Origin of the sequence: Sphingobacterium chungjuense (assembly GCF_011316935.1) — a bacterium.
Taxonomy (GTDB): Bacteria; Bacteroidota; Bacteroidia; order Sphingobacteriales; family Sphingobacteriaceae; genus Sphingobacterium; species Sphingobacterium chungjuense.
This window is the reverse complement of record NZ_WLYS01000006.1, coordinates 58,420-79,609: the sequence shown is the minus strand read 5'-3', so window position 1 is coordinate 79,609 and position 21,190 is coordinate 58,420. Positions and strand designations below refer to the sequence as shown.

Below are 21,190 nucleotides of genomic sequence, written 5' to 3'. Positions count from 1 at the left end.
AAAGGAATCTAAGTGCCACAACCTGTTGTCCGCTATCAGAAGAATTTTGGTTTGCTGATTGCCTTTCTGGCTATCGTGACCATACTCTATGTGGTAGCCGTTGGTTTGGCAAGATCTACGATTGCCAATCACGTAGAATCTGAGTTCTATAATCGAAAGACCGATGTATTCGACGCGACGATAAAACCCTTCAATGAATTTCTGTACAATGGTATTCCAGAGCTATCTTATTATCAGGGATTTTTGGATTCTATACAAGCAAGGCAGTACGCAGAACAAGCACTTCGCAAAAATCCTTTTGTAGAGGAGGTCGTATTTTATGATGTCACTATAACTAATTCGCGCACCGTAAGTCGTGGCGTTCGCTATCGGGATAATTTGCTTTTTCATCCCAAATCGATCATTAGTTTTAATTTGGATAATCAATATCGCTTGCACAGCAAGTCCAACTTTCAGGAAGAACCTGATCCATATGCGGGTGACTTTAATAATGCAGCTATTAAGTTTTTTGATTATCTGGCGAAAGTAAATGAATCTACCACCTTGACAGAAGATGAAATCTATCGGGTGTTCTATTCCTTTTCGCCCGGCAAAATTGGATATCTCAACATTCCCCGCATTAGCGATCTTTTACTATACAAGACCTTGCTCCTCAATGATAGCTTGCCAGATGCTTTCTTTGAGCAAGATATGTTTCTTTTTCGAATCAATCCGCAAAAACTTCGGTTGAGTAACACGCAGCCACGATATTATGAGAAGATATCCATTACACCTTTGACCGATCCTGCGGCGATGGAGGAGAGGACCTATTATACCACCGAACTGCCGCTGCCCGGTGCCTTGTCTGATTTTAAGATAAAATTTGACTCTTCAAAAGAATTTATAACCAAAGAGGTATATCGATTGTTAATACCGGTAGTGATGGGTATTTCGGTGTTATATCTTATTCTGTTATCGATAGTATATCTAATTTATCGTAATATTAATAACAACAATAGACTGTACAGGCTGCAATACGATTTTATCAATAACCTGACACACGAATTCAAAACACCAGTGAGCGTGATTAAGATCGCTGGGAATAATATCAAGAGTGCACAAAAAATTTCTGACGAAGAGCGACTAATGTATGGCCGTATTCTGGATCAAGAAGCAGATAAGCTCAACAACTTGATGAATAAGCTGTTGTCCTACGCGCAAATTGAAAACAAATCTATCCCTTATAAAGGGGATTGGATTAATTTGCACGACTTTTGCGAAGAGATATTTAAGGCTTGTCGTATCAAATACAGTGATATTAGCTTAACATATAATATCGATGTTACGGACGAATTGCACACTGACCCTATTCTTTTAGCGTCTGTCTTTCACAATCTGGTAGACAACGCTTACAAATATTCTGAAGCTGGTCATCGTTTTATTCATGTCGAGGTAGAGCAAACAAAGAAAAACTTTGTTATCATATTTAGCGACCGAGGAATAGGAATTGCGAAGAATGAATTGAAAAATATATTTAAGAAGTTTTATCGTATACAGAATCAATATAATCAAGGTGGTAGCATAGGCTTGGGTTTAGCTTTTTGCAAAGAAATCACGGAGTTTATGGGCGGAGAAATCCGAGTGGAAAGTGTATTGGGTAAAGGCACCACATTTACGTTGACCTTTCCCAAATAAGATCAAAAAAATCACATGGAAAAAGAAATAACGATTGCTGTTGTAGAAGATGATGAAAACTTACGTTTTTTGGTAAGTCATCGGCTACAAACAGAAAATTATCAGGTACTGCAACTTGGAGATGGCTTAGAAGCTGAGAAAGAAATACTCGCTAAGCAACCCGATATCGTGTTGCTGGATTGGATGTTACCAGGTAAAGAGGGGATCGAAGTATGCCAGTCTGTGCGGAAGGCAGGATTTGAAAATATCATTATCATGATGACGGCCAAATCACAAGATGTAGATAAAATCGATGCGTATAGCTACGGCGTCAGTGACTACATCACCAAACCGTTCAACATGGATGTATTGGTAGCCATGATCGAAAATAAAGTACGCTTCTTCGTGCCTAAGTCCGGCGCCGAAGTATATCATTTTGGACAGACAGAACATCATCCTAATATCCACTCTTTGGTACGTGATGGGAAAAAAATTGAGTTGACCATTTTAGAAAATCGCATTTTACTACACTTCCTTCGGAACAAGGGAAAGGACGTGACACGCGACGAGCTGATGGAAGCAGTATGGGGCTACAGTTCCAACGTGAATACGCGCACGTTGGATATGCACGTAGTGCGCTTGCGCAAGAAAATTGAAAAAAATCCAGACAAACCATCGTATTTGCAGACCGTCCGCGGATTGGGCTACAAGTTTGTCGATGACACGTCTGAAATTCCAGATTAAATTTGCTTTTATAGATACGGATCATTATTTTCGTGATAATGAGCAAGGCCATGTTGTCCTATTACGGATAGTATGGTCTTGCCTTTTTTATTGTCTATTATTAAATAACATGGTGCTAATTAGATAGTTTATTATGGCAGAAGTAACTTATTATACGGAAGAGGGATTAGTCAAGCTTCGTGAAGAATTGCAGTATTTGAAGACGGAGGGACGCACAAAGATCGCAAATGCCATTGCCGAAGCGAGAGACAAAGGAGATCTTTCAGAGAATGCGGAATATGATGCCGCAAAAGAAGCGCAAGGTTTGCACGAGGCTAAGATCGCCAAATTAGAAACGGTATTGTCTACAGCACGTGTGATTGATGAATCCAACCTAGATACATCGAAGGTATTGGCTCTGTCGATCGTGAAGATCAAAAACGTGAAAAATGGCGCAGTAATGACCTATCAGTTGGTGTCGGAGACAGAAGCAGATTTCAAGTCTGGTAAGATCTCTGTAAAGTCACCGATTGCGCAGGGTCTTTTAGGATTGAAAGTAGGTGATGTCGCTACGGTTACGGTACCTGCGGGCGAGTTGAACCTAGAAGTCTTAGAAATATCTCGCTAGAAAAGTAGTAGTGGTTATGTGCGGTTCTGCCATAACCGCACAAATCCTCGCGATAACTTAGAAAGAAGTCAAGCAAGCATGTTCCGACTTCTTTCTTTTTTTTGTTATATTTGCTAATGATTGCTGGGCAGCGATGAGGATATCAAACAAAGTATAAAGTGAGATGTTGTCATGAGTAGATCCCAGTTTATTATACATTAAAAGTAGTTATGTCTACAATATTTTCGAAAATCGTCTCTGGTGAGATACCTGCATACAAAGTGGCTGAAAGCAATGATTTTCTCGCTTTTCTTGATGTAAGACCGATTGCCAAAGGACACGTGCTAGTGATTCCAAAAGAAGAGACAGATTATATATTTGATATCGGTGATGATGCTTACATGGGCATGTGGATGTTTGCCAAAATTGTGGCACAAGGTATCAGAAAAGCAATCCCTTGCGAACGAGTGGGCATTGCTGTTGTCGGATTAGAAGTAGCACACGCGCACATCCACTTAGTGCCCATCAATGCGATTTCGGATTTGAATTTTGAAAAGCCAAAGTTGGAATTTTCTGAGGACGATATGTTAGCGATCTCTGAAGAAATACGAGAATCCATCTCTAAAGTCACGCATGGATAAGCCACCGACCTCCCATACGAGTCATCCATTATACAGATTACAATTTTGGAGAATTGTCTTTCTGCAACCCAAGGTGCAGATGGATACTAGGGACGTAATTTGATCAATATGCAAGAATTTCTATTATCATTTCAGCAATTGATGGATCCTGAATACCTACTTAGTCACGGTGGGTTTTACATCGTTTGTCTTATCGTTTTTGCAGAGACGGGTCTATTTTTTGGGTTCTTTTTACCTGGCGATTACTTGTTGTTTTTAGCCGGTTTATTCTGCGCTTTGGGCAAAATAGACGTAGATATTATCACACTTTATTTAGGAATACTTAGCGCGGGCGTACTAGGTAATTTTGTCGGTTACTGGTTTGGTAATCGAGCCGGGCCGATGCTATTTAAGCGTCAAGACTCAATCCTATTCAAGCGCAAATATGTCGTGATGGCCGAAGAGTTTTTCCAGAAATGGGGCGGTACTGCGCTGATTATCGGGCGCTTTGTTCCAATTATACGTACATTTGCTCCCATATTTGCGGGTGTAGTACAGTTGAATTTCCGTAAATTCGTTTTATATAATTTTATTGGCGCCTTTTTGTGGGTGTCCTTACTAACATTGACCGGTTATTACCTCGGGGTAAAATTTCCTGAAGTAATTAATTATGTGGAATATATCATCGTCGGATTGATTGTAGTGGCTTTCTTGCCGATCGCTATTGCGTTGCTCAGACGTCGACTCAAAGACCTTAAAAACAAAAAATTAAATAGTTAATACATTACATGAGTACACAACACCCTTGGCATCAAGTATCGCCTGGCGAAGACTTGCCTAGTTCCGTAAATGCAATTATCGAAATCCCAAAAGGATCAAAAGCAAAGTATGAAATCGACAAAGATAGCGGCTTAATCAAATTGGATCGCGTGCTATTTTCTTCGGTGATGTATCCAGCGAATTACGGTTTCATCCCACAGACCTATTGTGATGATAAAGATCCTTTAGATATCTTAGTGCTTTGTTCTGTAGATGTATACCCAATGAGTCTGATCGAAGCTAAAGTTGTAGGCGTAATGCACATGATAGATGGTGGTGAGCAAGATGATAAGATCATTGCGGTTGCTAAACATGATATGTCAGTGAATTACATCAATGATCTTTCGGAATTACCTCCGCATACGATGAAAGAAATTGTCCGTTTCTTCCAAGACTATAAAGCTCTGGAGAATAAAAACGTGACGATCGAAAATTTATATGGCAGAACTTATGCAGAAAATGTTATTTTAGAGAGCATTGAATTGTATAAGAAAGAGTTTGGTAATAAATAGATACGAAAAGTAAATGGGTCTCGATATTTTTTGGACAATCTTCTTGGTTCTTGCTAACGGATTTTTTGTTGCGGCAGAATTCGCAATCGTAAAAGTCCGGGCATCACAGATTGAGCTTCAAGCAAAGTCTGGTAGCAAAGTGGCCGCGATGGCCAAAAATATTACCGAACACCTAGATGGTTACCTTGCCGCTACTCAATTGGGTATTACCTTGGCCTCCTTGGCTTTAGGTTGGGTAGGTGAGAAGGTGATGACAGAGATTGTGAATAACATGTTTGGTTTCTTCAATGTGGAACTGACCGGACGCTGGGCGACCAATTTGGGACATGTACTAGCTTTTGCTATCATCACATTCTTACACATTGTTTTTGGTGAGCTAGCGCCTAAATCTATCGCCATCCAAAAACCAGTAGCTACGACGATGCGCATCGCATTGCCGCTACAGTTTTTTTATTATGTTTTCAAACCCATCATTTGGATCTTGAATGGCTTCGCTAACCAATTGCTCAAGCTAATTGGTATTCAGGTCAATGCACATGAAGTCAGCCATTCATCCGAAGAATTACAATATCTATTAGAAAAAGGCCGCGAAAGTGGCGCCCTGAATACATCAGAGCACGAGCTGATCAAGAATGTATTTGATTTCAACGAGCGTATTGTTAAGAATATCATGGTTCCGCGCACGAAGATCCTGGCAGCTGAAGTGAATGAGACGCCAGAACATTTCATTAATCGAGTTACAGAAGAAGGATATTCTCGGGTGCCTATCTATCAAGATAATATTGACCAAATTATTGGTTTGGTGCATACCAAAGATCTACTTCCAATCGTAGCTAAAGGAAAAGAAGTGGTGCTTAAGCGCATTATGCGTAAGCCATACTTCATTCCAGAAACCAAAAAGATCAACGATCTAATGGCCGAATTCCAGCAGAAACGTATACAGATTGCTTTTGTATTGGATGAATTTGGTGGTACTGCCGGTATGGTGACGCTCGAAGATATCGTGGAAGAGTTAGTGGGTGATATCCAAGATGAGTACGATGAAGAAACGCCATTAGTAGAGCGTATCTCGGATACCGAATTTATGGTAGATGCAGGTGCAAACGTGCACGATGTCAATGAATTCTTGCCTTTGGAATTGCCAGAAAGCTCTGATTATGATACGATAGCTGGATTGGTGAGCCACGTATTTGAGCGCATTCCTGACGTGGGAGATAGTTGTGAAGATCTGGGATATATTTTCACCATCATGAAAAAGACACAGCAAAATATAGAATTTGTGAAATTAGATTTGGTAGAAAAGCCACACGATGATTCCGATTACGAAGATTAATTTATGTTGTTATTCTATACTCCAGATGTGCAGCATACGCACACCGAATACCTCCTTTCGGAGGAAGAAAGCAAGCACGCCATTCGCGTGCTTCGTTTGCAAATAGGCAGTACAGTGCACTTGGTGAATGGTGCAGGCGATCTGCTGCAAGCAGAAATCATTGATGCCCATCCAAAGCGTACCGCGTTAAGGATTTTATCGTACGAACGCGAATTTCAAAAAAGAAATTATTTCCTACATATCGCGATCGCACCAACGAAGAATATAGATCGACTGGAGTGGTTTATCGAAAAAGCGACGGAGATCGGGGTAGACGAGATTACACCGATTATCTGTGAGCATTCTGAGCGAAAAGAAGTCAAGGTGGATCGATTGACCAAAGTAGCGGTAGCGGCCATGAAGCAATCGCTGAAGGCGTACCTTCCGCAGATCAATCCAGCCATTTCTTTTGCGCACTTTATGGAGCAACAACGTGCCGCTAGTGCGACGGTTCATAAAGCGATCGCGCACTGCGTCGATATGGAAAAGGCATATCTCAACACGATCTTTCCATCGCAATCTGCTTACCTCATTTTGATAGGACCAGAAGGTGATTTTTCCGAAAAGGAAATCGCATCAGCAATGACCGATGGCTTCCAGATGATGTCGCTGGGTGAAAGCCGCCTGCGTACCGAAACGGCGGCATTGATGGCTACAGCTGAAGTGTCGGTATTGAACCGATAATAACAACACGACAACGCATAAGAAGGGGTTTTCTGCCATCGGCAGAAAACCCCTTCTTATGCGTATCAAATATCCGATTATTTAACCACAACGGCATCCACAATCTGGATTTCAGAATTGCCTTTCAGTGGTTCTGGGTTGAAGACCATTTTGCCTCTTAGTTTGACTGGTTCGTCGGAGAATTTGACCGTTGTGCCATTTTTCATGATGATTTCCACCATCGGCGGAATACCATTTGTACCACAAAACTGACATTGCGCCAGTGGAAGCACCGATATCATAAACGTACTGTGATTTCTGCCGCTTTTGAGCGGTACCATATAGCCCGGCAAGTCCACTTGTTTATTTTCCATGGCCTTAAGCACTGGCGGATATTCTGGCGTATAGATTTTCTTATTTCCTTGGGTCGTTACTTTGTACATCATCTTGTCGATGGCCTCCCAAGTTTTATTCATCATCGGTGTATGATCCGGTACTTCCATACCCGGAAACTGATTGCCACCACCGATCTGCGCTTGTGCTGTATAAGTCGCAATAGAAAAGAGAATTGCTATAAATATCTGTTTCATCGTGTTGTTTATCATGTTATTTGTCACCCAAAATGGTGGATATCGTTGTGTTGTACGCTTTGATAGCGGGTAATATAGCGGCAATGGTCCCGATTGCTGCCGCAATGACTAGAATCAACAATTCTGTTGGACTCACGGCCAATGCTTGGATAAAATCGGCACTTTGTCCCGTCTGTGTGCTGATGTAATACAAGGCCAAATGACCTAATAATAATCCAACCACACCGCCAATTAGTGTAATAACTAATCCTTCGACTATCACTAAAGTGAAAAGTTTAGTCTTTCCAGCACCTAATGATCGCATGACAGCCAGATCGTACTTCCGCTCTTTTAGCGCGTTGTATAAGCTAATAAATACACTTAATCCGGCAATTAGCATAATTACGTAAGCCAGTATTTCTAGAGAATCAATGCCTACACCTAACAGGGAGAACAAGCGTGTAGTTTCCATCGCAGGAGAAGCGGCTTGCATAGCAGTGGATTGGTTGACCATACGCGGTAAGGTGCTGATCGCAGCTGGACTACTGTATCTGATCAGCAAAGAAGTGATCTCCAAACCTTGTGATTTGTACACATCATCGCCGATGCTCTTCACGACTTGTACGCTAGCCGTATCTTGCTCATGCACGTGCGCGTTTTCTTCAGGGTGTTGATGGTCATGATCGTCGTCATGTGCATCCATCGTATGATGATGATCATCGTGATCATGTTCATGATCGTGCGACTCGTGATTATGTGCATGATCTCCATCTGCATGCACGTGGTCATCATCATGTGCAATATCGTGTACATCCCAGATACTGGCTAAGTCACATAATAGCAAATTGTCGACGACTGTTCCAGTAGGCGCTAAAATACCAACTACAGTAAATGGATGCTCATCGTGCACATGACCATTTTCTGCTAACCCATGCGCGCTATGTACTGGATCACCAATTTTCAAGTTGTTCTTCTGTGCAGTTTCGCTCCCAATAACTGTTTCAAAGCTTTTGTTCCACATACCGCCCTGTGCGATTTCCAATTCATATAGCTCAAAATAAGTGCTATCGGTTCCGATAATACGATGTCCATTGAAATTATCGCCCAACGACATGGGCACGGCCAAATCCACTAAGGGATTGTCGCGAAATTGGAGCGCATCCGACAGTAAAATATTACCCGTCGGGTAATCCACATGATAAATGGAACTTAGAATCAATTGTAACGGACTGCCTTTGGCTCCGATCACTAAGTCAATGTTTTTGCTGTTATTGTCCAGTTGCTTTTCAAACGTATCACTCGTAATATAGATCACCACCAAAATGGCCACACCAAAAGCCGTCAGTAAAATGCTTAATAGTGCCGAACCAAGCTGCTGAGTAATATTCTTCCAAACTAATTGTAATGTGCTCATATCAATGCTATCTATTAAAGGAAGTAGGTGTTGGTGAATTCGTCTTTGATGCGTTTGTCATGCGTCGCGATGATGAGCGTAGAACCGTGTGTGTCGGCCATTTCCCGTAGTAATGCCAGTACGCGTTGCGTATTATTATCATCCAACGATGCCGTTGGTTCATCGGCTAATAAGATCGCAGGGCGATTGATAATCGCACGTGCAATGGCAGCACGTTGCAGTTGTCCGCGGCTCAGTTGATTGGGATGTTTTGCGGTGTGTTCTGCAAGTTGTAATTGCCCTAGCAAAGCTTCTATTTGCTCTTGATCTACTTTGTATCCAGCGAGTGATTGCGCTAATCGGATGTTTTCAGAGAGCGTAAGATTTTTTAAGAGATGTGCTTCTTGAAAGATGAAACCGATGTTCTGCGCCCGAAATTTATCTAATGCAGATTCCGACAGCTGGTAGATAGTTTCGTTGTTGATGCGTACTTGTCCACTTGTCGGGTTAGAAAGACCGCCCAGAAGATTGAGCAGCGTGCTCTTTCCGGTGCCGGAGTCGCCAAGCAATAGGGTATGTTGCTGTTTGTGGATATGGAAATCTTTGAAAGCCAGCGTAGGGCTTTGCGATCCATAACGAAAAGTTAGACCTTCTGTTTGCAGCACATAGTTGTTCATAAGTTCACCTCTTTTTATGTGCAAATTAACACTTTTTTTAGGCTTAAACTAATTTGGACGGGTAGGAGTGGCTATCTATTGAAAAAGATACAGAAATAGAGATTAGCGGTAAAAATAATAGCGCCGACAGAATTATCTGTCGGCGCTATTGCCTTATATATTTTTGGATTGTACTAGAAACCAACAGTCCAGCCTTTTGCCCATTCCGGTTGATCTACGCCGTTGCCAGCACCAACTGCATTGGCATTTTCAGTAACCATTTTGTTGATATCAACAGCACCGCCAGCAGTGTTTGATCCTTTTACTTTTGTAGCAACATTCACAAATCTTACGTTGGTTGCTTTCAAAGATCCTGCATTCACAAAAGCAATACTTTCGTCGTGCTGGATATCAAATCCTGTACCCCAGTTTGCAATTACTACGTTGTCTAAAGTACCGTTAGTACCAACACGCATTTTTACTGCTTGATTTTCTGGACCACCATTGTTACCTACTAAAGTAAGGTTACGAAGTGTTGGGTTAGATATAGGTGTAGCATTGTGGTTTACACTATTGTTATCTGCTTCAATACCTCTGTTTCCATCGTTTGTTTTCAAACCGAACCAGTACTCACCAGTACCATTCCAACCTTCAGTCCAGTCAAACATGTCATCAGCTACAAAGCTAGCACCTTGGGTACTTTTGTTAAGAACTACAAGGTAACGAGAGTCTACAGTTCCACCGAACCACTCGAAACCATCGTCAGAACCTTCATAAGCTTGTATGTACTCGATAGTAGTACCTTTACCTACACCAAACATAGATAAGCCATTGAATTCTTTTTCTTCGTTGAATGAATAACCTGTGTACTCTAAACGTAAGTATCTTACGGAACCAGAGTTGTCGTTAGCATCTGTACCACCGTAAGTCAACTCAGAAACCTCCGCAGTAGCTGTTTGTCCTTTGTTGATTGGCGCTTTACCACAGATTACCAAACCGCCCCAAGCACCAGCGCTCTTTTTAGTAGCAGTCATGATAACTGGATTGGTAGCTGTACCTTTTACATTAATTTTTGCTCCCTGACCTACTGCAATATAACGAATTTCTTGTTGTGCCGTAGTGACATCTGTCGCCTCAATAACAACACCTGGTTCGATGGTTAATGTTGCGCCATTAGATACCTCTAATTTACCTGTCAATTTGTACGTGCCCGAGCTAAGTACTACTTCGCCATCAGTGATCGTACCTCTGAGGTCATCGCGATTCAAAGTAAAGTTTGAAGGTCTCTCTGTGTTATTGTCACTTTCACATGAAACCATCGTGATTAAACATACAGCAGCTCCTAAAGCAGCTTGTTTAAAATTGGTCAAAAATTTGTTTTTCATTTCGTGGATAGATTTTTTCTGTTTCAAAATTACTCTTGCGGTTTGTCCTTTGGTTTAAGACAATGTTATGTTATTGTTAAAGGCGGTATCGTACACCTACTGAGAAACGAATTCCTTTTTTGTAATTAAATAATACGGGTGCTGCTACCGCTTGATCTGTACCCGCGACCGTTTCCTGCACACGGTTGAAACTAGGATTGGTGACATTTAATACATTAGCATCGATACCAAAGCGGTTATTTAATTTGTATTTAAAGATAAAGTCCAATGTTCCTACCCCTTGATCAATTTGGTTGCCACGTCCTTCAGATCCTAAAGCATACAGGCGGTCTGAGAAATAATTGTATACGACGGTCGCCATAATGTCTGAAGCATTGCCCCAAGCTTTGTAGTACGAAAGGTCTGCATTGACCAAGAAGTCTGATGCACCTGTAAATCCTGAGCGTGTGTTGGTCAAGTTGATATTGTACGAACCACCGGATGGAAACTGCGTTTCGCGACGTACTTTTTCGGGATCAATCACCTGATCGGTTTTGATATAAGCCGCATTAGTGCCAAATGATAGCTTACCAAATTGATCGGTGCTCAGGAGATCTTTCTTGAATTCAACTTCCAATCCATACACTGTACCATAATCACCGATGTTCACGAAGGATATATCATTAGAAGAGGAGGCTAAGAGTACTTCGTTGATTGGGTTTTGAATGTATTTACCAAATAAAGTTGCCGACAGCAATTCCGAAGATTTCGGGAATGCTTCCCAACGTAGATCTAAGTTGTAATCTGTAGAAGGATAAAGGTTTGGATTACCTTGCTTAGATTCGTTGATGTCTCGGTAAATAAAGAAGGCTCTCTCTTTGAATTGTGGCAATGTATAGGTTTTGCTTAAGCCCATTCGAAGGTTTTGATTGTCTTTTAAGACATACTTCAACAATAAACTCGGAAGCACTTCGTTTCTGGTGATGCTATTGGTGGTGCCGCTTCTATCCAACTGGGTCATAAAGCTTACATCCTGACGGATATTTTCGTAACGCAATCCCAATGTACCACTCAATCTTTCGGTTAAGTTGTATTGTAAGTTGGTAAATGGTGCATGAATATTTTGCGTGCCATCATACGTTTGAGGCAAGTCGGCGTTGAAACCCAATTGAGAAAACAAGCCAGCATTAAAGTTTTCTTGGTTGAAAAACTCATCTAAATTAAGTGGATCTATTGGACGATTACGTGGTACTGAGAAGTTCACCTGAAAATCTTCGAATGCACGTTTTTTCATCTTGCCATTATACCCGACTGACCAAACACCTTTATCATCATCCAGCTTGTAGCTGGCTGCTAAATTAAGGGCAATTTCATTTTCTGTGAGATCCTGAAAGTAACGGTGATTGTTGGTTACCGCATTTTGAATAAAGACATATTGCTGGTTCACATCGTCGTACTGCATAAAGTTCTGAATACGATCTGGAATTTTTGTTTTTACACGGTTGTATGCCAATCCCCAGTTTACATCAATCTTATCGTTAAGTTTGTGTTTACCTAACAATTGATTGGTAGTTACGGTGTTTTGGATAAATGTAGAACGTCTTATTAAGCCGCTGCCATCTTCTGCCATGTCTCTCAAGGCTCCAAAGTATGTATCATCAAATTGATCGGAGGAGTTCATTAACAAGAAGTTGTAAGTAATACTATGGTTGGGATTGAAAGCATAATTAGCTGTCAACATTCCTGTCGAGTTAGTCGTGTATCCACTGCGAACCTGAAGTAGGTTATTGATCGTTTCTCCTCCGGCACTAAGTTGTCTATTTACTCCTTCACGACGATAGGCATCGCTAGAATAGTTCGCCGAAGCAAATAAATTTAATTTATTTCCGTTGGCGAATTGGAATGATTTGCCGCCTAATAAACCAAGGTTACCTGCAATGGGTTTCTTCTTGACTGGATTCATGCTGTTTTGGAAGTTGAAGCCGCCTAACGGATCATTTGGAACTCCATAATTGACAAAGCCGAATGGATTGGGGCCGTCTTGCAATATAAACCGGTTCCAGTTTTTTAAGATATTAGTGTTCGTATTGGTTCCCAACTTTACTTCCAGAAAACCTTTTCCTTCATAATTTTTAGAAGCAATATCTACATTTCCACCTGCGAAATCGCCTGGCAGATAGGTGCTGTACACTTTATCGATAGTGATATACTCAATAATGTCTGCGGAGAATAAACCTAATTCTAAGTTTTTGAGTTCAGGATCGTTAGATGGTACCGGGAGTCCGTTTAACGTAGTGTTATTATAACGGTCGCCCAATCCACGAACAAAAACCTCGTTGCTGCCTTCTTGTCTAGAAACGCCTGTCATACGATTTACGGCAGCTCCAGCGTCGGAAATGCCTTTTCTGGAGAGCTCTTGTGCTCCCATGTATTCTACCATTAAATTGGATTGGCGGCGCATATCCAGCAAAGCGATCTCACTAATGCGTTCGCGTCTCCGAGAAATCACGATCTCATCCAATACGGAGTTTTTGCTGACTAGAGATAGCGTGGCAAAATCGACATCGTCCTGTCCACGTTTAATTACTAAAGTATCCGGTGTATAACCAATTAATCCAGCAACGATGGTATATTCTTTTCCATCTTTTGGAAGGTCGAAAAAGAAGTTTCCATCTTTGTCTGTGGCGCTCTCGCGATTTCTTTCGAGTAGACGAACAGAGGCTCCTTCAATAGGCTTCATTGATTCCACGTCTAATACGACGCCTTTGATACCATACTGTTGTTGTGCGGAAGCGAAAGATAACAAGCCAAAGGCTAAGGCTAACGCCAAAAATAAATGCTTGGTAGATTGCATAGTAGATATTGTTGTCTTTTTACCGGAAAGTTTGAGTTCCTTTATCCTACTAAAGGAAGCATGACTTTCAAGCTAAAGCATTGTTAATATTATGTTGCAAATCTATAAGCAGAATGTTATCAGGAGGTTAATCTATGATTATGTTAATGGTGACTATGTGTTAATTAATTGTAAACTCCTAAAGGGAGCTTCGGTAAACTGTTTGACCTGCTGGGAAGTATCTCACACCAGAAAATCCGCATCTTATGAATGCAGATCTTGACCTATTCTAACTGATCTCTTTTTTACCCCAACTGCAACTCCTGCCGCTCGCCCGTTTTGCAAGCGCGATAAATCGCATCGATTATCTTCAAGTCTTGCAAGCCAACTTTCCCATCTACTGGCAAAATGGGCTTCTTGCCATCTAAAATAATTTGTGCCATCTCATCCATCTGTACGGTTTGATGTACGGTGTGTGGTTGGTTTAATGGGCCATTTTTCGTGCGCCCTTTTATGGGGCCGTAGCCGGTAGAAGGTTGCATTTCTACAAAATCATTTTCACCAACTAAGTAAAAGCGATCCAAATGATTCATATTATAAGTAGACAAACAGGAAGCCACCGCACCACTAGGAAAGCCCAATTGAAACTGGATCGTTTCATCCACGCCTTCTTTGAAAGTCTCAAAATCCGTTTTCGTTTCTTGCGCCGTTACCCAGATCGGATCTTCACCCACCATGTATCTTGCACCATTAATGGCGTAAATACCGATATCCATCATAGAGCCGCCCCCGGCCAGTTCTTTGTTGACACGCCATTGATTGGGATCACCAATTTTAAAGCCCGTTTGTCCTTGGAAAAATTTAATTTTTCCCAATTGTCCTGTTTCTCGCATTTCTACTGCCTTCAACGTATTAGGTTCGAAGCGCATGCGGTAACCAACGAGTAATTGTACACCTGCCGCGGCACAAGCATCGACCATTTCTTGTCCTTCCTGTGCGTTGATCGCCATCGGTTTTTCACAGATTACATGCTTACCGGCTTTGGCTACACGAATTGTCTGGCTATGATGCAACGCATTCGGCGTAATAATATAGACGGCATCAATTTCTGGGTTGTTTATAATCTGGTCAAAATTCTCGTAATTATAGCGACTACCTTCCGGAACCTGGTATTTTTCGCCCCAGGTATTTAGTTTTTCTGGCGTACCACTAATTAATCCCGTGATCTTTGCTCTGCTGCAAGATTGCATCGCTTCTGCTACGCGCTCTGCATAACCACCCAATCCCATGAGCGCCACTTTTAAGATGGGTTTGTCCCTATCTAATTCCGTTTTTTGCACCGGAATGGTGAATGGATAAGCACTTAACGTAGGTACTGCGATGGCAGATAAGGTGAGTTGTTGCAAAAATCGACGACGTGAACTAATCATAGGTAAATTATTTGTGATTCAAATAGGTTGTTTATGAAACAGTTAAGCTACTAAATAGTTTTCACATATTTTATAGTCTAGCATATTGCGTTAAAGCCGTGTCACATTAATGTATACCTGTTTGGTAGATTATTTGATTTTATCTAACTTCGTATCCAATAAAACAAGAGAAGATATCTATCTGACTATTCTACACGTACTAAATCATTAATTACACATGTTTACAAAACTGATCCTATCTATTGCTATTCTGCTCGGGGCATTTGCTGGCGCAAATGCACAGGATAATCGCCTCTTACAACTTTCTGGATCTATTAAAGGACTGAAGGAGGGTACTGTTTACCTGCAGCGGTACGACAATAAAGTTTTTAAATTGGTTGATTCTACACAGGTGGTGAATGGAAAATTTGCCTTTACTACCGCTGTCCCTCTACCAGAATTGTATGCGGTGAGTTTGCAACCTTCTGGTACAGATCTGCAAGTATTCTTAGATGATCAACCTACTAAAATCACGGTAGGGAAGGATCAAGATTTTAGAAAAGCAACCGTTTCGGGTTCGAAATGGCAAACGCAATTCGATGGTTATAAAAAGAGAGCGAGTGAATTGACGGCGGCCGAATTTATCCAAGAAGATCCGAAATCTATCGTAGCGGCTTTCGCTTTGTTTCGCAACTATTCGTATGATTTATCTCCGCAAGAGATTAGAGAGCATGTGGCTTTGCTCGATCCCTCTTTGGCTCATACGCAGTATGTACAGATCTTAAACGATCTGGCTGATAAGCAAGAAGCGGTATTGCCTGGTAATAAAGCAATTGATTTTGTGTCCACCGATCCGGATGGTAATCAGGTGCGCTTCTTTGATCACTTGGGAAAAGGTAATTATGTCCTATTAGACTTTTGGGCAGGCTGGTGTCCACCATGTCGTGCGGAGAATCCCAATATCGTAAAAGCCTATCAACAATATAAGGACAAAGGCTTTGATGTGTTTGGAGTTTCTTTAGATCGTACCAAATCATCCTGGTTGAAAGCCATCGAAGATGATCAATTGGATTGGACTCACGTTTCAGATTTAGCATTTTGGGATACCGAAGCACCTGCATTGTATGGTGTTCGATTTATTCCTTCCAACTTGCTAATTGATTCTGACGGCATCATCGTTGCGCGTAATGTGACCGGCGAAGCATTGCATACGTTGCTGGCTGAATTGTTGGATAAGTAGTATCGTATATCTTCTTTAGATTAACAAAAGCGCTTGATGAAATTCAGTTTCATCAAGCGCTTTTGCTGTATATGGTAGTAGGTTAAAGGTATCTCTGCGGATCTATTTTTTATCGGTAGGGTAGGTCGTAACCACTTTGCTTACTTTCCAACCGCCATTGGCTGCATGTAATGTTAAGTAGTCTACGCGTGTGAAGTCGCGGAACACCATAGTAACCTTTGCTAAGCTGGTGTTTCCCGTCTCGTCCAATACCTGATAGGTCGTGGTACATTCGAATTTGAGTCCTTTATTTTGTTTCAAAAATTGCATGTATTGCCTGCGGTTATATTTTTTCTCGGTGCGATCCGCGGAGTTACTGTACTCGAAGTCTTTAGCGAAGATCATATTATTGAAGTCATTTAGCCCTTCCGTAAGAGAAGAAACGTATGCCGACAACGTGTTACTCGATGCTGTAGGAGCGTTTACAAGAATAGGCTCTGCGGCGAAGGATGAAAAGCTAGCGATCATTAATAATGCTGCTGCGATGGAGGTGATTGATTTTTTCATGATTTCTATGTTTTAAAGTTTTTTTGTTTGTTTCTATGGTTCAAAAGTAGCACGCAAATGCTGCCTAGAGAATGCCTAATAGATCAGGAGCCCGATTTTTTCGGTGAATGAATGAAATTGCTCGGCGGAAAAAAACATAGAAAATCAAAAGTCGGTAGAATGCGAAATATTGGTCGGGTAGGGCTAAAAAAATAAATCCCGTAGCGGGGAGCTACGGGATTTAAACCAAACCAATTATTAACCTAAATTATGAAAATTTACATATATAACGCCGACTTGAATATCAATATTATCTGATGTGCGAATTATTTTTAAATATTTTTTATCACTTGTTGTATTTGGCTGTCAAATCTGCAACAGATTCCAATAAACCACTGCGTCCAAGCAGCCATAGACCCAGTTTTTCATTGGCTACGCCATCAGCTAGTCGGTAGGTGAATTTTGGAATATTATTTTTATCCAGATCGGTTTTCATACAACACAGCCTCAGATTTGGATAACTCTTTATCTCGGCACTCAATTCTGTCAAATGCGATGAAATAATGATGAATGCCCTGTCCAACTTTGTTAGCCCATCCACAACTTCTTTGGTCGAAGCATAGGCGTCTTGATAATTTGTTCCTGTGAAAAGCTCATCCAATACAATAAATGAATTAGAGTTCGTCTCAAGTTGGCCGATAATATCACGTAATCGAATCGCTTCGTGATAAAAGTGGCTATAGCCAGCTTCTAGATTATCGGGTAGGTTGATGGTGGTGAACAATCCGTCTAACACAGGCATATGCATCGCAGTCGCTGGTACAGGCAATCCAATATGAGTGAGGTAGATCGCAATAGATAGTGCTTTGATTAAAGTCGATTTTCCGGCCATATTCGCACCTGTTAGAAACCATAGATTGGATTTTCGCTCGAATACGATATCATTCGTAACCGCTCCTTGCTGAAAAATATGGTGTAGATTATCTATTCGCATTTGATCTTGAGATGTAGGTAGGTATATTTCAGGGAAAGTCAATTGCCTACTTTTTGCGGTGGCGGCAATTGCTATATATGCATCCAGTTGATAGATGAATTCTAAAATTGTTTTGAATTCTTCCGCGAGATGCAACCGAATATGCTCATCATATAGATGGATATTTGCTAGCGTGACTTTTGCTTTGTTGCTCTTGTATTCACTTCCCGTCATCACACCTAAACAGTGCGCAAATATTTCCTGCATGGTATGAAACTCTGGAATAGAAATTTTCTGGCTATTCAAGATCACCAAAAAATCTTCCAGTTGCCTAAGCAGCGCCAACGTGTCTAGAATATAGCGCTTCTTGTAATAGAACTCTGCGGAGTAAATCTGCCAAAATGATAAAATTGACCAAAATTTGCTTTTCCGATCGGCATCGAAGAAAGCAGATCTCCAGTATTGGGACAAATCCTGAATCAGGGTGTGTTCAAAAGGAAAGGATGCGTTACTTTGCAGGCAAGCTCGAATCGCATCTTGTCTGGATTGAATGACTTTCAGATCCGAAGAAGGTGTGTAAAATAGGTATTGAAGTGCTTCTTTGCCGCCAGCCGTAACCGTACTATCAAAACAGGAAAAAACGCTACGCTGGTGCTCACCAAAGATCTGCAGATCTTGATAGGTTTGTTTATCAATTTTAAATACTTTTTCCAAAATAGTATGTTATTGCCGCTTTCTATACCCTTAAGGTACTTAATTTTAGTGTTATTCCTACGGTGCAGGTGCTCGTTAAGACTTTAGCCAAAGCGTGATATAGCGCCAATACAAATCTCTCAAAGCAATTCATCAATCAATATTTTACATTCACTAAAACGTTTTTGTATCGCCAGACTTATATATTATCCCTATATTGAAACATCAAAAAAATAAACTAATTATGTTTAAGTTGAAATCCGTCTTCTTGTTGTCGAGTGCTATAGCGCTCTCTCAGGTTGCCTTTGCTCAATCCGATCCGGCCAGTCAAAAATCCAAAACACCGGTGGATTATGTCAATCCATACATGGGAAATATCAGTCACCTATTGGTACCTACTTTTCCGACCGTTCATTTGCCCAATAGCATGCTGCGTGTGTATCCCGAGCGCAATGACTTTACCACCGATCAGCTACGTGGATTGCCTTTGGTCGTCACGAGTCATCGCGGACGTTCGGCATTCAACCTGAGTCCGGTGAATAGCCAACAACAAGAATCTTGGAAAAATGTCTATCCTTATGCGTATGACAACGAAGAGATCAAGCCCTATTATTATGGTGTTTCATTGTTGGACGAGCAAATTGATGTGCAGTATGCGCCATCGCATCAGTCAGGGATCTATGCGTTGAACTTTCTACTAGGAAAAGATAAGTCCGTCGTATTTAATTCTGGATCGGGCAGCGTTCGAGTGAAAGGCAATAGCATTACCGCTTCCCAGCAGCTTCAAAATAATACGACCGTATATTTATATGGTGAATTTGACCAAAAAGCCACTGCTTCTGGTGTCTTGGAGAATGGAAAATTAGTGACCAAGAAAACAGAAGTTTCGGGCAAGCAAGCCGCTGTTGTGTTGATGTTTGCTAAAGGCGATCAACCCTTGCATTTTAGATATGGTATCTCTTTTATCGATGCCGAGCAAGCCAAGCGCAATTTGCAACGAGAGATTTCGCACTTTGATGTGCAGCGTGTAGCCGATACCGGTCGCGATATCTGGAATGAAAGTCTATCTACCGTACAGGTGGCTGGTGGTAAAGCCGATGATCGTGCGGTGTTTTACACTTCGTTATACCGTTGTTTTGAGCGCCCCGTAAATATCAGTGAAGACAACCGCTATTTTAGTGCATTCGACGGAAAAGTACATACTGATACCCGTCCGTTTTATACCGATGATTGGATTTGGGATACATATCGCGCCACGCATCCATTACGTTTGTTGATCGATGAAAAAGTAGAATCCGATGTTTTGCAATCGTATGTGCGGATGGCCGAGCAAATGGATCAATTCTGGATGCCAACATTCCCAGAGATTACGGGCGATTCTAGAAGGATGAATTCTAACCACGGTGTGGTGACGATTGCCGATGCATACGCCAAAGGATTGCGCAGCTTTGATATTGAGAAAGCTTATGAAAGTGGCAAGCGTGCCGTGCAAGAAAAAACATTGGCACCTTGGTCTGCTGCACCTGCAGGTTGGTTAGATGATTTTTATAAAGAGCATGGCTACATTCCGGCATTGTATCCAGGAGAAGAAGAAACAGTGCCCGAAGTACATCGTTTTGAAAGACGTCAGCCGATTGCCGTTACCTTAGGTACTTCGTACGATGAATGGGCCTTGGGCAGATTGGCACAAGCGCTCGGACATACCACCGATGCTGATTTGTTCTTGAAAAATGCCTTGAATTACCGTAACCTGTTTAATGCCGAAACGAAATTCTTCCACCCGAAAGATAAAGAGGGCAAATTTATTATGCCATTCGATTACCGCTATGATGGTGGACAAGGAGCGCGTGAGTATTATGGAGAAAACAACGGTTGGGTATACCGTTGGGATGTACCGCACAATGTAAGTGATCTGATCTCGTTAATGGGTGGCAAAGAGCAATTCAATTACGAGCTGGATCGCACTTTCCGCGAACCATTAGGCAAGAGCAAATTTGAATTTTATAGCCAATTACCCGATCATACCGGTAACGTCGGACAATTTTCGATGGCCAACGAACCTAGCTTACATATTCCGTACTTATATAACTATTCGGGCAAGCCGTGGATGTCGCAAAAGCGAATTGATGATTTGATCCATCAGTGGTTTAGAAATGATTTGATGGGTATGCCGGGTGATGAAGACGGAGGTGGTATGTCAGCCTTCTTGGTATTTTCAATGGCTGGATTCTATCCTGTAACGCCAGGTATTCCTGTGTATACTATTGGTACACCATTCTTCGAAAATATCACGATGAAGCTATCAAATGGCAAAGAATTCACTATTCGTGCGAACGGACGTTCTGCCAAAAACAAATATATACAGTCGGCCAAGCTCAATGGCAAAACTTGGAACAAACCTTGGTTTACCCACCAAGAATTGGCGCAAGGCGGCGTGTTAGAATTTCAGATGGGCGATCGCCCCAATAGAGATTGGGGCGCGGATGCGCCACCGCCATCATTTCAAATGCCTTAGGGAAACCTAAGGCATTTGCCGTTTTAATGTATTTGTGACTGGAATAAATCT

Annotated in this window: 18 protein-coding genes; 10 read left to right on the top strand and 8 right to left on the bottom strand. The window is 41.5% G+C overall.

The features are described 5' to 3' along the window. Positions 1-12 precede the first annotated feature (12 nt). The 8 genes from GKO22_RS16815 to GKO22_RS14000 all read left to right on the top strand — a co-directional run bounded on the left by GKO22_RS16815 (position 13) and on the right by GKO22_RS14000 (position 6,990). The gene (locus GKO22_RS16815; protein WP_166336097.1) at positions 13-1,674 is read left to right on the top strand and encodes a sensor histidine kinase; all 1,662 of its coding nucleotides are present in this window, start codon (positions 13-15) and stop codon (positions 1,672-1,674) included. Positions 1,675-1,689: 15 nt separating this feature from the next. Beyond that, on the top strand, positions 1,690-2,397 hold the full coding sequence (locus tag GKO22_RS14030) for a response regulator transcription factor (protein ID WP_166336095.1): 708 nt from the start codon (positions 1,690-1,692) through the stop codon (positions 2,395-2,397). A gap of 133 nt (positions 2,398-2,530) precedes the next feature. Beyond that, on the top strand, positions 2,531-3,004 hold the full coding sequence (gene greA / locus GKO22_RS14025) for a transcription elongation factor GreA (protein ID WP_166336093.1): 474 nt from the start codon (positions 2,531-2,533) through the stop codon (positions 3,002-3,004). Positions 3,005-3,213: 209 nt separating this feature from the next. Beyond that, positions 3,214-3,624, top strand: a complete 411-nt coding sequence (locus GKO22_RS14020; protein WP_166336091.1) for an HIT family protein — start codon at positions 3,214-3,216, stop codon at positions 3,622-3,624. A gap of 108 nt (positions 3,625-3,732) precedes the next feature. Beyond that, complete coding sequence (locus GKO22_RS14015) at positions 3,733-4,383, top strand: DedA family protein (protein WP_166336089.1); 651 nt, start codon at positions 3,733-3,735, stop codon at positions 4,381-4,383. A gap of 8 nt (positions 4,384-4,391) precedes the next feature. After that, positions 4,392-4,934 carry an inorganic diphosphatase gene (locus tag GKO22_RS14010; protein WP_116776748.1) on the top strand — a complete coding sequence of 181 codons (543 nt, stop codon included), beginning with the start codon at positions 4,392-4,394 and terminating at the stop codon, positions 4,932-4,934. Positions 4,935-4,947: 13 nt separating this feature from the next. Further along, positions 4,948-6,267 carry a hemolysin family protein gene (locus GKO22_RS14005; protein WP_166336087.1) on the top strand — a complete coding sequence of 440 codons (1,320 nt, stop codon included), beginning with the start codon at positions 4,948-4,950 and terminating at the stop codon, positions 6,265-6,267. A gap of 3 nt (positions 6,268-6,270) precedes the next feature. Beyond that, entirely contained in the window at positions 6,271-6,990 is a 720-nt protein-coding gene (locus tag GKO22_RS14000) for a 16S rRNA (uracil(1498)-N(3))-methyltransferase (RefSeq protein ID WP_166336085.1), read from the top strand. A 77-nt stretch (positions 6,991-7,067) separates the two neighbouring features. On the opposite strand, the gene GKO22_RS13995 is transcribed toward GKO22_RS14000, so the two are convergent. From GKO22_RS13995 to GKO22_RS13970, 6 genes are all read right to left on the bottom strand, one after another. Next, complete coding sequence (locus tag GKO22_RS13995) at positions 7,068-7,559, bottom strand: DUF3299 domain-containing protein (RefSeq protein ID WP_166336083.1); 492 nt, start codon at positions 7,557-7,559, stop codon at positions 7,068-7,070. Positions 7,560-7,575: 16 nt separating this feature from the next. Continuing rightward, a complete protein-coding gene (locus GKO22_RS16770) occupies positions 7,576-8,952 on the bottom strand; it encodes an ABC transporter permease (protein ID WP_166336081.1) in 1,377 nt (458 codons plus the stop codon). A 14-nt stretch (positions 8,953-8,966) separates the two neighbouring features. Continuing rightward, entirely contained in the window at positions 8,967-9,608 is a 642-nt protein-coding gene (locus GKO22_RS13985; protein WP_166336079.1) for an ABC transporter ATP-binding protein, read from the bottom strand. Between the two features lie 173 nt (positions 9,609-9,781). After that, a complete protein-coding gene (locus GKO22_RS13980; protein ID WP_166336077.1) occupies positions 9,782-10,972 on the bottom strand; it encodes a hypothetical protein in 1,191 nt (396 codons plus the stop codon). 76 nt (positions 10,973-11,048) lie between these two features. Further along, positions 11,049-13,805: a TonB-dependent receptor gene (locus GKO22_RS13975; RefSeq protein ID WP_166336076.1), complete on the bottom strand. Its 2,757-nt coding sequence runs from the start codon at positions 13,803-13,805 to the stop codon at positions 11,049-11,051. Between the two features lie 284 nt (positions 13,806-14,089). Next, positions 14,090-15,214 carry a Gfo/Idh/MocA family protein gene (locus tag GKO22_RS13970; RefSeq protein WP_206367910.1) on the bottom strand — a complete coding sequence of 375 codons (1,125 nt, stop codon included), beginning with the start codon at positions 15,212-15,214 and terminating at the stop codon, positions 14,090-14,092. A gap of 217 nt (positions 15,215-15,431) precedes the next feature. On the opposite strand from GKO22_RS13970, the gene GKO22_RS13965 reads away from it, so the two are divergent. Beyond that, positions 15,432-16,433 carry a TlpA disulfide reductase family protein gene (locus tag GKO22_RS13965; RefSeq protein ID WP_166336074.1) on the top strand — a complete coding sequence of 334 codons (1,002 nt, stop codon included), beginning with the start codon at positions 15,432-15,434 and terminating at the stop codon, positions 16,431-16,433. 102 nt (positions 16,434-16,535) lie between these two features. Here GKO22_RS13965 and GKO22_RS13960 read toward each other — a convergent pair whose 3' ends face one another. Further along, positions 16,536-16,979: a nuclear transport factor 2 family protein gene (locus GKO22_RS13960; RefSeq protein WP_166336072.1), complete on the bottom strand. Its 444-nt coding sequence runs from the start codon at positions 16,977-16,979 to the stop codon at positions 16,536-16,538. Positions 16,980-17,304: 325 nt separating this feature from the next. Beyond that, positions 17,305-18,645, bottom strand: coding sequence for a MutS-related protein (locus tag GKO22_RS13955; protein WP_166336070.1), 1,341 nt, complete (start codon positions 18,643-18,645; stop codon positions 17,305-17,307). 223 nt (positions 18,646-18,868) lie between these two features. On the opposite strand from GKO22_RS13955, the gene GKO22_RS13950 reads away from it, so the two are divergent. Continuing rightward, positions 18,869-21,139 carry a GH92 family glycosyl hydrolase gene (locus tag GKO22_RS13950; RefSeq protein WP_166336068.1) on the top strand — a complete coding sequence of 757 codons (2,271 nt, stop codon included), beginning with the start codon at positions 18,869-18,871 and terminating at the stop codon, positions 21,137-21,139. Positions 21,140-21,190: the final 51 nt, after the last annotated feature.